A 16102-nucleotide genomic window follows, 5' to 3' on the forward strand; every position below is an offset into this window, starting at 1 on the left:
GCACTTAAGCCGTTTAATAATAACTATTTAATAAATGTGATATTAATGTTTTTCAAGATTGGATCACTGATAACATCTGAGAAATCATCAGCATGTTGTTTCTTGATTGCTGAAGTAACACCATCTTTATCCGCTTTCATATCTGAGATAACTTTATCCAAATCTTCTTGTTTGAATGTTTTGAAACGGTCGAAGTTCTTTGGTAATCCGACACCATCATCATTGATATTGTAAGCATGTTGTGTTCCACCTGGGAATTTTCCATCATAGTGTGCTTTCAAGCCTTCATAAACAGCAAGTTGAAGTTCTTTTAATGCTGATGTAATAATTGTTTCGCTTTCGCCTGCTTGGTCCACATCGACCCCAATAACTTTAGCTTCTTTATCTTCTGCAGCCTTAAAGACTGAAGGTCCAGCACCACCAGCAGAAACGAAGATGACTTCAGTTCCACCTGCATACCAGCCGGATGCTAACATTTGAACTTCTTGTGACGCTTCAAATGTACCTGAATATTTATACATCATATCGACTGTAACACCTAATTCTTCAGCTGCGTGATTTGCTCCGTAAACATAACCTAAACCGAACTTTTCAACAGCTGGAACTTTCATACCACCAATGTAACCTAATTTAGTATAGCCATCTTTAACTGCAGCATATCCTGCTAAGAATCCAGCTTGTTGTTCTTCCCAAACAACTGAATACATATTAGGACCAATAACTGGCTCTGACTGAGGTGTCTCCGATGGAGCACCGTCTACAAAAATAAAGTTTACATCCGGAAATTCTTGTTGTGCTCTAAATGCTGCGTTAGCGAATAAAAATCCTGGCATAACAACAACCTTAGCGCCCCCTTCAGTAATCGCTTTTTCGATTTCGTTAAAGTATGCCTCGTCGTCTTTCGCAACGGGACGATAGTATGTATATGTAACTTTATTTTCATCTCCATACTGTTTAACGCCTTCGTATGAACCTTGGTTAAATGAGCGGTCATCAATTGTACCAACGTCAGTAATCAAAGCGATTTCTGCGCCTTTTCCATCTTGTGCTTTTTCTCCACCTGAACAAGCGGTAAGAGTAAGAGCTAACAAGACAACTAAAACACTAGAAAATAGTTTTTTCATCTGTTTCCTCCATACAAGTTTCCTTGTGTCTATATCGTATCGAATTTTATATTGATAATCAATAGAAATGTCACAAATATATGTAACCGGTATCATTTATTTAGGGATAAATTTGAAATCGTTATAAATCACGAATCAACTAAGAACAAAAAATGAGCTTTAATACACCTCTGCACTAATGCTCATTCTATTTAATTGTTCAAAATATTAATGAACTTATTATTTTTCGATTTTATGAATATAACGTGTATTAATTTCGTTTTCAACCATTTGCATGAATGCATCTAAATCAAAAGGATTTTGTGCTCGTTCACCATAACGACGAACGTTGACGCTACGTTCTTCAATTTCTTTATCTCCAATAATTAATTGAAGTGGAATTTTATTCTTCTGTGCTTCACGTAAACGATAACCTAATTTTTCATTACGACCATCAACATGTGCACGAATACCTTTTTCTAAAAGAAGATTGCAGACTTCGTTTGCGTAATCCATATGGAACTCCGTATTAACTGGTATGATTTCAATTTGTTTTGGAGCCATCCAAACTGGAAAACCACCTGCAAAGTGCTCAATAAGAATACCAATAAAGCGTTCAATTGACCCGAAAATAGCGCGATGAAGCATGATTGGACGTTTTTTCTTACCATCTTCCGCAACATATGTGAGGTCGAATCGTTCAGGAAGATTCATATCCAATTGGACTGTACCACATTGCCACACTCGGTTTAATGAGTCTCTTACTTTAAAGTCTAGTTTAGGACCATAGAAAGCACCATCGCCCTCATTAATCTTAAAGTCGACACCAGCAGCCATACAAGCCTCTTTAAGCGCTTGTTCTGAACGATCCCAAACTTCTATGTCGCCAATATATTTGTCCTCAGGACGAGTTGATAACTCGATTGAATAAGAAAGACCAAATGTTGAATAAATTTCATCAATGAAATCTAAAATTTCTACAATTTCATCTTGTAATTGATCCTCACGCATAAATAAGTGAGCATCATCTTGAGTAAAAGAACGAACGCGGAATAAACCGTTCAAAGCACCACTTGCCTCATGACGATGAACATGTCCCATCTCAGCAAGTCTAATTGGTAAATCACGGTATGAATGCAAACCGTTTTTATAGACCAGCATTCCTCCTGGACAATTCATGGGTTTAATTGCGAATTCACGATCATCGATTGTTGATGTATACATATTTTCACGATAGTTTTCCCAGTGACCTGAGACTTCCCACAACTCTTTATTTAACATCATTGGGGTTTGTGTAAATACATATCCTCGTTTGATATGTGCATTGTAGTAATACTCATCCAATGCGTGGCGCAATGTCATACCATTTGGTAACCAGAATGGGAACCCTGGTCCAAATTCACTCATCATAAAAAGTTCAAGTTCTTTTCCGAGTTTCTTATGATCACGTGCTTTCGCTGCTTCTAACCATTCAAGATACTGGTTAAGATCTTCTTCAGTTTCAAAAGTAATTCCATAGACACGTTGAAGCATTTTGTTATTGGAATCGCCCTTCCAATATGCTCCAGAAACCTTAAGAAGCTTGAAATGTTTCATTTTCTTTGTCGTTTCGACATGTGGTCCTCGACATAAATCAATAAATTCTGCTTGGCGGTATGCTGTTATTGTTGCATCATCCTCAAGATTGTTAATAATATCGATTTTATATGAATCATCTTTAAAAATTTCTAAAGCCTCTTCTTTTGTTAACTCTTCACGTGTAATGCGTTTATCTTCTTTTGCAATTTTACGCATCATTGACTCAATTTTAGGTAGGTCTTCTTCTGTTAAAACTTGATCCCCTAAATCCATGTCATAATAAAAACCGTCTTCAATTACAGGCCCAACCCAGAACTTTGCTTCAGGATATAGACGCTTCACAGCATGAGCAAGTAAGTGTGCTGATGAGTGATTCAAGATATTAAGACGTTCGTCTTCTCTAATATTTACCATAATAACCTCCTCTATAAAAAATAAAAAACGTAAATCCATCCAAAAGGACGAATTTACGCGGTACCACCTTTAATTCACAATTTAAATTGTGCACTTAAACTGTTAACGCCAGAATACGGGATTTTTTCTAAAATCCAACTCTGAGGTGGTAAATACGCATATTCTACGAGAAGTTTTCACCAACCACTTCACTCTCTAGTTCAAAACAACGTATTTTTGTCCTCTTCACTGTTTATATATTATTTATACATCAATAGTAAAAAAATATCAACTAAATTACAAAATTACCTTCACTAAATACGACAATTTCTTTATCATCGTGTGTCGTTCCTACAACACTCATATCCTCGCTACCAAACATAAAATCTTCATGATTTAATGAATCATTTGCATTATGGGCAAGTAATTCTTCATCAGTCATTTCAGTACCACCCTTAAGATTCATTGGGTAAGCACGGCCTAAGGCCATATGACATGATGCATTTTCATCAAAAAGCGTGTTATAGAATAAAATATTCAAGTCAGAAATTGGAGATTGATGTGAAATGAGTGCAATTTCTCCAATGTGACGGCTACCTTCATCCGTATTTAAAAGTTGTTCTAGTGTCTCACGTTCTTGTTTTGCGTCAAACTCAACAACTTTTCCGTCAACAAATTTCAGCCAGAATTCATCGATAAGCTTACCATTATAGTTTAATGGTTTAGTACTATAGACAATTCCATTTACGTTAAGGCGATCTGGCATGGTGAATGATTCCTCAGTTGGCATATTCGGATTAAATGTATAGCCACGTTCTGAAACTTCTTCTCCGCCAGCCCATACATGATTATCAACCAATCCAACGACAATATCGGTACCCTTAGCATTTTTGAAATGTAAAGATTTGAAATTGTAGTCGTTTAAAATTTGATTTTGATGTGATAGTTTTGCATTATGCTTTTCCCAAGCTGAAACTGGATCATCATTTTCATTAATACGTACGGCATAAAGAATAGCTTCTAACAGTTTTTCATACGCTTCTTCAACCTCAAGATCCGGGAAAACAACATGTGCCCATTCTTTAGTTGGAAGTGACACTAAAGACCACTGTCCTCGGTTCGCCATCGTATACTCTCGCATGCGCTTTAAAGCTAGTCCTTGTGCTTTAGCTTGTGCAGCCAGTTTATCACCGTCTACATCAGCCATTAGCCCTGGTGATGGTGCGTAGATAGAGAGACGGCATAAATCTTCATCTAAATAACTATCGTATTCGTCAATAAGCCATTGAGGAATATCGGTAAGTGTTTCAATATCTTGATTTTGAACATGCATTTTCGCAATATGATCATCACCAAATTTGATTACAACTTTTTTAGCACCTGCTGCATAAGCTTCCTCTACAATTAAACGAGCAAACTCATAGTGCTCAGCTTTAACATTTACTAAAACTGTTTGTCCTTTTTGTACATTAACACCTGAACAAACCGCAAGTTTAGCATATTTTTTTAATAAATCATTCATTATCTGTGACCTTCTTTCGAGTAACACAACATCGCCGCACCTATTACACCAGGTTCATCCAACTTCGCTTCAACAAATTGAGTATCTCTCATTTGTTCATGAACGAGTTCCTGATAGTAACCGATCATACGGTCCCAATATAAGTTTTTTGATTTCGTAACACCACCACCAATTACAAAAATATGTGGATTACATACATGCGCAATTGAAGAGAGCATCATTGCGAAATCGTAAGACATTTCATCAATAAGTTGAATCGCCTGTTCATTTTCTTGTTCCATAAGGGTGAAAATTTCTTCTGCAGACTGAATTTTTGGATCAATCAATTCTTGAGCTTTACGAACTAATGCCGAACCACTTGCTTCATTTTCAACCGCACCCGCATTTAAAGTATTAATGTCCGAACGTCGAACACGTTCACGATCTATCACGATATTACCGACTTCACCCGCATACCCCTTGTGACCAGAAAGCACTTGTCCATTAAATACAAGTGCCCCCCCAATACCCGTAGAATGCGTTAAATAATACACAACGTTGTTGCCTTTACCTGCACCGACTAGTGCTTCAGCAAGACCTGCAACGTTTGCATCATTATCCATATAGATTGGTAAATCTATATGTTTTTTAAGATAATCAATTACCGGATACTCCGTAAACCCTTTCATGTTAGTAGATAAGGTTACGCACCCAAGTTCTGTGTTAACTGGACCAGGTAAACCCAGTCCAATTCCAACACATTCGTCAAATTGTTTTAAGTTTTTTATCATCGAAATGATGTTATCTAAAACAACTTCTGGTCCCTCAAGTGCGTATGATTCGCTCTTAACCTGCTCATGAATCTTTCCATCTTCATCAATAACAGCCACACGTACATTCGTACCGCCTAAATCAACTCCGATATATTTATTCATAACAATCTCCTTATTTTATTTCAATAATTTTCATTGTATTTGTATTACCGGTACCTGTTGGGTATCCAGCAGCAATAATAACTTTTTTACCTGGTTCGATTCCGAAGTTTTTAGCAATTGTATTTGCAATTTCATCATCGTTTGTCATTTCATTTCGGATATCTGAAACAACTGGTTTAACACCCCATACGATTTCAAGGCGATTTTGTACTTCTTTAGTGAAAGTAACAGCAATCACAGGAACGTTTGGACGGTATTTTGAGATACGTTTAGCAGTTGAGCCGCTTTGAGTAAATGCAATTACCGCAGCAACATCATCAAGGTTTAATGCTGTTTCAGCAATTGAAATCCCGATTGAATCTTGAATTGTTCGTTTTGATGATTTAATTGAATGACGTAAACGATCGCGGTAAGGAATAATTTCTTCCATAGCAATCGCAATTTCTGCCATTGTACGAACCGCTTCAACTGGGTATGCCCCAACAGCAGATTCACCTGAAAGCATAATTGCATCAGTACCGTCTAAAATTGCATTGGCAACATCACTAGCTTCAGCGCGTGTTGGACGTGGGTTTTGTTGCATTGATTCAAGCATATGAGTCGCTGTAACTACAGGTTTACCCATTCTGTTTGCTGTTTTAATGATTTGTTTTTGATAAATTGGAACTAAGTGTGTACTTACTTCAACACCTAAGTCCCCACGAGCAACCATCACACCATCTGCAACTTCAAGAATGCTTTCGATGTTATCGAATCCTTCTTGGTTTTCAATCTTAACAATGATTTGGATATCGGGTTTTCCAGCTGCTTCAATAACTTCACGAATATCTAGGACGTCTTGTGCACGTCTAACAAATGATGCCGCAACATAGTCAATACCATTAACTGCACCAAATGTGATATCTGCACGGTCTTTTTCAGAAAGGAAAGGCATACTTAACACTACGTTAGGTACGTTAACACCTTTACGTGTTTTAATAAGACCAGGATTATCGATACGACATACAAGATCGCCATCTTTTTTATCAATAACTGTAAGTTTCATTTTACCGTCATCAATAAGTAGGTAATCGTCAACTTTAACATCTTCATAAACTTCTGGTACTAATAAAGTAAAGCGTTCGTTATTTCCTAAATAATCTGCATCAAAACCTACACGAACAATATCGCCCTCTGCAAATTCAAGTGCACCATTTTCCATATCGCCACAGCGGATTTCTGGACCTTTAGTGTCTAAAAGAATCCCTAGGTTAATACCAATTCGATCGCTAACTTCGCGAACAACTTTCATACGACGTAAATGATTTTCTTGAACATCGTGTGAGAAGTTAAAACGAACGATATTCATTCCTTCGTTTGCGAGTTTTTCAATCATCTCTGGTGATTCGGAAGCGGGTCCGATAGTACAAATAATCTTAGTTTTTTTCATTTCATGCATATTGTTTATCCTCCTATACCAATCTGTCATGTAATTCAAACAGCGCTCTACTTGATTTTTTAGGCATTTTCAATGCTTCATCAATATCGATTGCTACTATTTCTTCGTTTAAGATGCTGACGCATTTTCCGCCATCACCTGCGATAAGCAGTCTTACTGCCTTATCACCGAATTGTGTTGCTAAAATACGGTCACGCGCTGTCGGTGATCCACCACGTTGTATATGACCTAAAACAGTTGAACGGCCAGAAAAACCAGTATGTCTTGAAATCTTTTGCGCTAGAAGTTCTACATCTGTTATTTTTTCACTAATGATAACAATTGCATGTCGTTTTTTCTTCACTTCTTCAATTTTGCTTAAGCGTTCTAATACTTCTGATTCATCATATCCTGTTTCTTTTGTAATAATTACTTCCGCACCTGTAGTTAGTCCAGCATAGAGGGCTAAATCACCACATCGATTTCCCATAACCTCTACAACTGAACAACGATGGTGTGAACTCGAAGTATCACGGAGCTTATCAACATTAAGAATAACTGTATTCAATGCTGTATCAAAGCCAATCGTGTAATCAGTAGATGCAATATCATTGTCAATGGTACCTGGAATTCCAATACAGTTAATCCCCATCTCTGTAAGTGCCATCGCACCACGGTAACTTCCATCACCGCCTATGACAACCAAACCTTCAATACCGTGTTTCTCTAAGTTCGCTACAGCTTTTTCACGAACTTCAAGAAGCTTAAAGTCCTCAAGACGTGCACTCCCTAAAATTGTTCCACCTTGAATAATAATGTCACTAACATCACCACGACTTAGCTTACGAATATTATCGTTTACCAAGCCTTCGTATCCGTCAAAAACACCAAATACTTCAAGTCCGGCTGAAATACCAGAACGGACAACGGCACGAATCGCTGCATTCATGCCCGGAGCATCACCACCTGAAGTTAATATGCCAATCTTCTTCATAATTCACCTCTCTTGTAATCATACCACTATTTTATTGCTATTTCTCTACAAAATGTTGATAAATTACTTGTTTCGTCGATTTTGACCCACCATTTCATATGGGATTGTTAAAGCATGGATACGATCTACTAATCTTTTAGCTCGAATCTCATCAGATGTCCCCTTATTATCGAGTTTATATAAGTCAACAAGCATGTCAGGACTGTAATTACTTGTTATAATCGTCTTTTTTTTGTTTTCGAGGCGTTCATTTAGAATCGACAATAAGATTTCATCACGACTCCATGACGTGATTGGTTCCGCTCCCAAATCATCCAAAACAAGTAAAGGTACTTTTCTTAACTTTCTTAATGTATATTCCATCTCAGTTGGATGTGTAAATAATTGCTTTAAATGACTCATAAGTTTCGGTACATGAATAAATGCCACATTTCGACCACTCTTAGCAAAGTCGTTTGAAACACACGCACTTAAATAACTCTTTCCAATACCCAAATTGCCATAAAGATAATATCCTGGTTTGTCATTTTCAACAAAGTTAATCATATCTTCAAGAACACCTAAATAATTTGGGTTTTCATTTTCAATTGATATTTTAGAAAATAATGCATCGTGTAAACTAAGTGGTAAATCAAAGATAACATACTGACTTAAATAAGCATTTTCTTCCGCAATTTCCCGAACAATTGGAAGTTCGAAAATCTGCTCAGATAAGATCCCAGTTGTTTGATCATAAATTAGGTCTACATATTGACCCAAACTTGGATCATTTTCAAGTTCTTGGGCTGAGTATGATTCAGCTTTTCGTTTATTTAGAACCCAATTTTTGAATTGAAACGCATTCGCTTCGACAATCGAATCGGGACACTCAAATCGTTCCATAAAATCGATTATTTCTGGTAAGATACGTAAACGTTCAAACGTTTCGACACGCTTTTGAACTTGTTCATCGGATAACTCAAATTTTAGATTACGTAAACTCATCTAGATCTCTCCTTTACTTAACATCCCTTTTAATCGAGATTTTAGTTCATCAACATCTTTATCAATTGTAGTATCTGTGGAATAGGTTGGCGCTACAACTTCAACCTTTGGTTTCGGTACACGCTTATTATTTGAAAGATTAGGCGCTTCTCGTTCTTTAAGAGCGTCCTCCAATGATTTTACACCACGACGTTTCCATGATGATGCGACCTTTTCAACAAATCCTCTGTTTAAGTTTTTGTCATTTGTTTCTAGAATATACTCTACAAGTACATTAATGACTTTGTTATCAAAACCGAAATTATGCTCTAAAGATTTTAACAGTTTTCGATCCGCGTCAATGATGAATGAATCTTCCTGTTTATAAGCCAAGAAGCTGACAGGATCAAGTTCGTAAGGATCAGAAACACTTTCAACACTTTGTGTTCCGTGATTTTTTTCTATGAGATACTGAAACTTTTTCGAATCGAAATCACCGGTTTCAAAATTTGTTGAAGCCATTAATACAGATTTCATATCTAAGTAGTTTAGATTATAGAAAGAACCAAACACCCCTACTTTTTCACGAACATCTTCAGTTCGAAATGCTCGTGGATACATCACATTACTGATCGACTTAAAGAAGCCCTCAACGTCGAATTTATGCTTACGATCTGTATCTGTTCCTTCAGCGCGTTTTGATGTATATGATTCTTCTAACGACTCATCCCAGGATGATAATCGAGACAAATCAAAACTTGCGGATATTTCATTATCCAATTCAACACAATTACTTTTACGGTAACGTGAACAAACCTCAATAAAAGCTTCATTTCCGCGTACAATTGCATAGAGTCTTCCAAAGGTAGGATGCTGTAAGAAATCATGAGGGCTGAGCGGTGGTGTCAGAACAAGGGTTAAAACACCCGTATCATACGTTCGAATAAGTGCAAAACGCTCTAACTCTTTTCGATAATTGTTTAAGTCAGAAGTCCCAAGGTGTAACATATGTGTCAATGATTTAATTGGCACCTCCGACTCAAATTGACCAAACTCATATAGTGTCAAATATAAACTTAATGCAGGATATGAAAAAAGGGGTTGATATAAGAGGATCAATGACTCCATTTGATCAGGGGCTATTTTAAAATCTACATTTGTTTTATATACGACTTCTTGCATCAATTGACTCCTCCTTTTTTATTTTTTCAATTAATTTCTCAGTTTCCTGATTTAAATCAACAACCGTACTATTATTATATAGAATATAGTCTGATTTTTCTTCTTTTATCTTTTCCGAATACTGCCGATTCACCCTTAGATTGATATCATCAGTCTTCATGCCACGATTTAATAACCTTTTGATGCGAACATCATAGTCTGCACTGACCATGATAATACAGTCAAATAAATCTTCCATCTTTGACTCAAAAAGAAGCGGAACTTCAAAAAATATCATCGAATTTTTATCATCTTGAATATCTTGGATAAATACTCTAACTTCAGAGAAAACTTTTTTTTCAAGTTGTTCAAGTAAATTAGTATTCGAAAATAATATTTCTGACATCAACTGACGATCCACCGTTTTATCAGTCCGGAGAATTTCAGGGCCCAATAATTCGATAATATACTCATATAGAATACCCTCTGGTTCATAAAATGAATGTGTTAAACGATCCATATCATACACCTGATAACCCAGATCGACGATATGATGACTTACACTCGACTTTCCCGAGCCAATTGTTCCTGTGATTCCTATTTTCATACTTGTACCTTCTGACATTTTTCACAAAATACAGTTGATCGACCCGATACAACGATGCGTTTCATAATTGAACCACATCGTGAACACGGATCGCCTGCTCTCCCATATGCATTAAGGTTAATTTGAAACCGTCCTGATACGTTAAGCGATGAAGTGTATGAACGCACAGTTGTTCCTCCAGCTTTAATTGCGTTACGAAGAATAATTTTCGTCGTCTCTACGAGTAAGTCGCACTGTTTCATTGTTATTTTCGAACCCGTAGTTAGTGGGTGAATTTGAGTTTCAAAAAGAATTTCATCTGCATAAATATTACCAATTCCGGCAATGATGCTTTGATCCAATAATATTGATTTCATAACGCGTTTGGAATGGTGAATTTTCTGATAGACGTATTCACCATTTAAATTTGAGTCAAACGGTTCATAACCTAAGTTTTTCGTTTCTAAATATTTCAGTGGGTCTTTCACGACAGCCATCCGTGAAAATTTTCGTGTATCTAAATAGTGAATCGTGCCCCCATCATAATTAATAACACAGTGAGTGTGCTTAGATGGTGCTTTATCGTAATCGTAAAGATGAAACTTCCCTTCCATTCTTAAGTGAAGAATCCAATGTAAATCATTCGACATCTCAAACCAGAGGTATTTCCCTCGACGATGAAACGCTTTAAAGTTTGATCCGACGAGACTCTCGAGTGGATAATCTGATTGATCTTCGAGCAGTTTTGGATAAATAAAATTGACTGAATCAATTTGTTTACCTTTGAGAGACTTCTCAAGGGTGCGTATAATTGTCTCAACTTCTGGTAATTCAGGCATAATTAATACCAATCCTTACCTGTATCCACAGAAACATTCAAATCAATAGGCCATGAGACAATGTGCTCCATAACAGATACCATTAAATCTTGAATTTGTTCCAGTTCATCGTCATAAACATCGAATACAAGTTCATCATGAACTTGTAGGATCATTGATGATTTATAATTGTTTGACGTCAATAATTCGTCTGCTTTAATCATTGCAATTTTGATAATATCTGCTGCTGTACCTTGTATCGGCGCATTCATCGCTGCGCGTTTTCCAAAATCCTTCACTGCACGATTGGCATCGTAGATTTCAGGAATATAACGACGGCGATTAAAGAGCGTCTTGACATAACCGTCACGCAAACAGTCTTCAACGACAGAATCCATATATTTTGTAATGTTAGGGTAAATTTCATTATATCGTGTTATAAAATGACGTGCTTCTGGAATAGTGATATCCAATTGTTTTGAAAGTCCATATTCTGACATACCATAAACGATACCAAAGTTAACACTTTTTGCTTGACGTCGCATCGTACTTGTTACATCATCAACACCAAATATCGCTTTCGCAGTTTCAGAGTGAATATCGTGACCACCGTTAAATGCTTCCATCATACGTTTTTCATCGGCTAAGTAAGAGAGTACACGAAGCTCAATTTGAGAATAATCGATGGACATTAAGGTACAACCTTCTGATGCTACAAAAGCTTTCCGAATCATCCGTGTTTCTTCATCACGAACCGAAATATTTTGTAAATTTGGGTCACTTGAAGACAAACGACCGGTTTGTGTTGCATGTTGATTAAAAGAAGTATGAATTTTTCCATCAGCATGAATATGCTTCGTTAAACCTACAGCATAAGTACTATAAAGTTTTTGATACTTTCGATATTCCAAAATTGGAACTATGATTGCATGTTCTTCAATTAAGCCTTCAAGCACATCCACGGCAGTTGAACGTTTCTTTTTAGTAGGCAATTGGAGATGGTCAAATAATACCTCTGCAAGTTGTTTTGGCGAATTTAAATTGAATTCCATCCCTGCAAGTTCATAAACTTGATTGCTGAGTGTCTCGATTTTTTGATGTGTAACGCGTGCGATTTCATCTAGAACACTTCGATCAACATTAATTCCTCTAAACTCACACTTTGATAAAATGGGAACTAAAGGTTTTTCAATCTCTTCATATACTGAATAAACTTCAATCTTATCTGCTTCAGATTTTAGTGTATTAAATTGGGTAAGTATTGCTTGAGTGAATGCTGCACCTTTTTCCATACCTTCATATTCATGGAACCACAAACCAAATTCATCCTTTAATCGTGCCATGGTCGTTATTGACGAATTTACTATAAATGCAAGAAGTAACAAATCATCAAATTGATTCATTATTTCTATATCGTTTTCTAAACAAAATCGATAGAGTGACTTAGACGAGTCAACCACAATAGAAATATCCGATGAAATGAGCGCTCTAAAAGCCTCATTTCCAACCATTTCTCCAAATGTTAAATAAATATTCTCTTTACCATCGGAAAGGTAACACCCTTCTAGGTTTCCTTTTTTGTCAAGTTCCATTGAAATTGCAATCATCGACTTTTTCCAAGATAAATCCAAATCGATAAATTTGATTGTCTCTTTTTCAACCACTTCGACATCATAATTATCGGTAATAAGTGAATTCATATCATATTTACGATAAAAAGCATTTAATGACTCGTTTGGTATTTCATACTTGATGCTGGAAAGATCAATATCAAGTGGAACAGAGGTATGTATTTTAGCCAATTGATAAGACATTCTCGCTTGTTCTTCAAACTCACGGATTTTTTCTCCCATTTTCCCTTTGATTTCTTCTTTGTGCACATACAGATTCTCAAAAGTACTATATTGTCCAAGAAGTTTAAGTGCGGTTTTCTCACCGATTGATGGCACACCAGGAATATTATCACTAGCATCACCCATTAACGCTTTCATATCTACAATTTGTTTTGGTTCAATACCCATTTCATCCATTAAATTTGCTTTATCCATAAGACGTAAATCCGTAAGACCTTTTTTCATAAGCAAAACATCAACATTATCATCAATAAGTTGCAACATGTCACGATCACTAGTTAAAATTTCAACTTTATAATCCGGATACATTTTTGACATTGTTCCGATAATATCGTCCGCCTCATAACCACTTAGTTCAAACCGTTGAATTGGATACGCATCTAAAAATTCACGTACAAGCGCAAATTGAGACACCAATTCTTCATCAACCTCTTTACGAGTCCCTTTATACGCATCAAACATATCATGACGAAATGTTTTATCCTTTGTATCAAAGGCCACGAGGACATGTGTAGGATTTATGATTTCTATTGCTTTAGCAAGCATTGTTGAAAAGCCATATACTGCATTGGTGACCACACCCGAACTGGACTTCATGTATCCTCTTGAAAGCGTTCCATAGTAAGCCCTAAAGAGCATTGAATTCCCGTCTATTAATAATAATTTATTCATGTTTTCCTACTTTCTAAATAAGTAAAACCCTTGGGATTACTTAGCAATCGTCTCAAGGGTTTCTAGATTAAGTCTCATTTTCGCGATGTAATCATAATTCGCTTCGATATCTTTATCTGATAGATTATAAAGATTGCTTAATTCAATTTGTGTTAAATTAAACTCTGTTTTTAATTGATTAAATAATTTTACATATTCTTCTGGCATATTCTCTTCATATGCAATAAATTGTACGCCATCCTTGGCAATCCGTGCACGGATCGCATTGAGCATATCTTCATCTGGTAAAACACCGTATTTTGATAATGTCGCTGGATACACACCGATATTATAACTCTTTTGCCAATTCCCAAAAGATGGTGTCATGGAAACAAATTTAATACCTTTCTCCGAATCACGTAAAAGTTGATATTGTGCTTGAAGACCTGTTAATTCTACTTCTAATGTTTCAAATTGCTCTGTAAAATACGCCTCTTCATCTGGATAAGTCTGTACGAGCCAATCTTTGATTGTTCGCGCCATTGAAGTCATCGCTAAAGGATCCATCCATAAAAACGGATCTTTGTCATATTGATCAACTCCAGCAAAAGCATCAGACTCATAATATTCGGATTCAATCGCATGCGATTGTCCATCAACAACAACATTTGTGTAGCGTTTAAATGGATATAACATGGAACGTTCCGATAAATCAATCATCTATAGTTTAGAGTTTTGAAGATCATCCAAGTAAAGTTGCCAATAAGGCTGTAATTCATTAATATAAAAAATTGTATCTGCTTTTTTTATAATTTCTTGAAAATCTTCTTTTACCGTTGCCTGTTGAGGTATTAATCCTGTGTCAATGCGCTGAACGTTAACACGTTCTCCCGCAAGACGTTCAACTAGGAACTGAATCGGATAATTTGTAACGATGACATTCCGACTTCTAGGAACGCATCCCGACAATGTCCCCAGTATGATAACCAATACTAGTAATTTACTCATCAATCGTTTCATACACAACCTCTTTTCACATTTTATTATACACTAATTTTCTTCAGGGATAACCCAATTATTCTTTCTCAAGTTGAATAATGCTCGTATTGAGAAGTATAATGGCATCGAAATTAAAATCCCTACAAAACCAAATAAAACACTTGATGCGAAAAACGCAAATAAGGACCAAAGCGGTTCGATTTTATCACGCTTGGAGTAAACCATAGGAGAAACGACATACCCATCAACATTTGAAAGAATAACCAATCCAATTGTAAGTATAATCACTCGCGGTAACGGTAACGTTAAAGCGGTTAAGATTCCTAATACATGTACAACTGTTGGCCCAATGTAAGGTATTAACAATCCAAATGCTGTTAGAACCCCAAGAACAAATGCATAATTATGTCCGACAGCTAAATAAAGCAAACTGTACTCAATACATGTAATAGTCATAATCACAACGAGTGTCCCTAAATAACGACTTACAGCGTGATCGATAACAATAATTGAATTTCCGAGTTTTGGAGAAATATTATTCGCAATGCGTAAAACACTTCCCGTAAAATTTTCATAATCGAATACAAAATACATCCCGATAATAAACGAGAAAATACCTGTAGTAATTGTTGAAAAAATCTTTGATATGAATTGTGAAGCAGCTGCTGGCAATGTAGGTATCTGACCCACAATTCCATTAAGCATTCCCATCACTTGTTTAAAAATGTCATCCGCCCATGGAGAAGGATTATTATGGTTAATTTCTTTGTAGTAATTATAGAGTTGCTGTATGCCGTCCATACTATTACCAATTAACTGCGAAATATCTGTATACAATGATGGTAGGATCGATGAAAAGAGCAGCACAATCAAAACTACAAATAAAACGAGTGTAATTGGAACACTGATTGCTCTTTTAATATTATATTTTTCAAAAAACACCGCAATCGGTCTTACAATATATGCAAGTGCAAAGCCAATAATAAATGGCAGAAGAATTCGCTTAGCTAATTCAAAAGCATGTTGCCATACTGCCCATGTTTGCATCAATAAGAAAACACTTAATAAAAATAACATAAATGGAACAAGTTGCTTCCAACTGAAATGATCGTCAAAAAATTTTTGAATACGTTGAAAAATGTTCATTAAT

At 36.1% G+C, this 16102-nt stretch carries 14 protein-coding genes and 1 other annotated feature; all 14 genes read right to left on the reverse strand.

Features of this window, described 5'->3' with window-relative positions; all coding sequences use genetic code 11:
- Positions 1–23: 23 nt before the first annotated feature.
- Positions 24–1124 (reverse strand): BMP family lipoprotein, encoded by a 1101-nt coding sequence (locus LLS04_RS08250; RefSeq protein ID WP_323611233.1) that lies wholly within the window; start codon positions 1122–1124, stop codon positions 24–26.
- Positions 1125–1343: 219 nt separating this feature from the next.
- Complete coding sequence (gene thrS, locus LLS04_RS08255) at positions 1344–3095, reverse strand: threonine--tRNA ligase (protein ID WP_323611234.1); 1752 nt, start codon at positions 3093–3095, stop codon at positions 1344–1346.
- A 40-nt stretch (positions 3096–3135) separates the two neighbouring features.
- Positions 3136–3333: a binding site (T-box leader), on the reverse strand.
- A gap of 33 nt (positions 3334–3366) precedes the next feature.
- Positions 3367–4596, reverse strand: a complete 1230-nt coding sequence (locus tag LLS04_RS08260) for an aminopeptidase (protein ID WP_323611235.1) — start codon at positions 4594–4596, stop codon at positions 3367–3369.
- Positions 4596–5510, reverse strand: coding sequence for an ROK family protein (locus tag LLS04_RS08265; protein WP_254006605.1), 915 nt, complete (start codon positions 5508–5510; stop codon positions 4596–4598). The genes LLS04_RS08260 and LLS04_RS08265 overlap by 1 nt, the downstream gene beginning before the upstream one ends.
- A gap of 10 nt (positions 5511–5520) precedes the next feature.
- Entirely contained in the window at positions 5521–6948 is a 1428-nt protein-coding gene (pyk, locus tag LLS04_RS08270) for a pyruvate kinase (protein WP_323611236.1), read from the reverse strand.
- A 13-nt stretch (positions 6949–6961) separates the two neighbouring features.
- Entirely contained in the window at positions 6962–7921 is a 960-nt protein-coding gene (pfkA, locus tag LLS04_RS08275) for a 6-phosphofructokinase (protein WP_003773923.1), read from the reverse strand.
- A gap of 63 nt (positions 7922–7984) precedes the next feature.
- Positions 7985–8905, reverse strand: coding sequence for an ATP-binding protein (locus tag LLS04_RS08280; RefSeq protein WP_323611237.1), 921 nt, complete (start codon positions 8903–8905; stop codon positions 7985–7987).
- On the reverse strand, positions 8906–10066 hold the full coding sequence (locus tag LLS04_RS08285; protein ID WP_323611239.1) for a DnaD domain protein: 1161 nt from the start codon (positions 10064–10066) through the stop codon (positions 8906–8908). It lies immediately after the preceding gene.
- Positions 10047–10652: a dephospho-CoA kinase gene (coaE, locus tag LLS04_RS08290; RefSeq protein WP_323611241.1), complete on the reverse strand. Its 606-nt coding sequence runs from the start codon at positions 10650–10652 to the stop codon at positions 10047–10049. Before coaE ends, LLS04_RS08285 begins: the two co-directional genes overlap by 20 nt.
- Positions 10649–11470, reverse strand: a complete 822-nt coding sequence (mutM, locus tag LLS04_RS08295) for a bifunctional DNA-formamidopyrimidine glycosylase/DNA-(apurinic or apyrimidinic site) lyase (protein WP_323611242.1) — start codon at positions 11468–11470, stop codon at positions 10649–10651. Before mutM ends, coaE begins: the two co-directional genes overlap by 4 nt.
- Positions 11471–11472: 2 nt before the next feature.
- Entirely contained in the window at positions 11473–13974 is a 2502-nt protein-coding gene (gene polA / locus LLS04_RS08300; RefSeq protein WP_323611244.1) for a DNA polymerase I, read from the reverse strand.
- Positions 13975–14010: 36 nt separating this feature from the next.
- Positions 14011–14649 (reverse strand): metal ABC transporter solute-binding protein, Zn/Mn family, encoded by a 639-nt coding sequence (locus LLS04_RS08305; RefSeq protein WP_323611245.1) that lies wholly within the window; start codon positions 14647–14649, stop codon positions 14011–14013.
- A gap of 24 nt (positions 14650–14673) precedes the next feature.
- Positions 14674–14973 carry a metal ABC transporter substrate-binding protein gene (locus LLS04_RS08310; RefSeq protein WP_323611246.1) on the reverse strand — a complete coding sequence of 100 codons (300 nt, stop codon included), beginning with the start codon at positions 14971–14973 and terminating at the stop codon, positions 14674–14676.
- A gap of 30 nt (positions 14974–15003) precedes the next feature.
- Positions 15004–16098 carry an AI-2E family transporter gene (locus tag LLS04_RS08315; RefSeq protein WP_323611247.1) on the reverse strand — a complete coding sequence of 365 codons (1095 nt, stop codon included), beginning with the start codon at positions 16096–16098 and terminating at the stop codon, positions 15004–15006.
- Positions 16099–16102 lie beyond the last annotated feature (4 nt).

The sequence above is a fragment of the Erysipelothrix enhydrae genome, assembly GCF_035066605.1.
GTDB classification, from domain to species: Bacteria; Bacillota_I; Bacilli_A; order Erysipelotrichales; family Erysipelotrichaceae; genus Erysipelothrix; species Erysipelothrix amsterdamensis.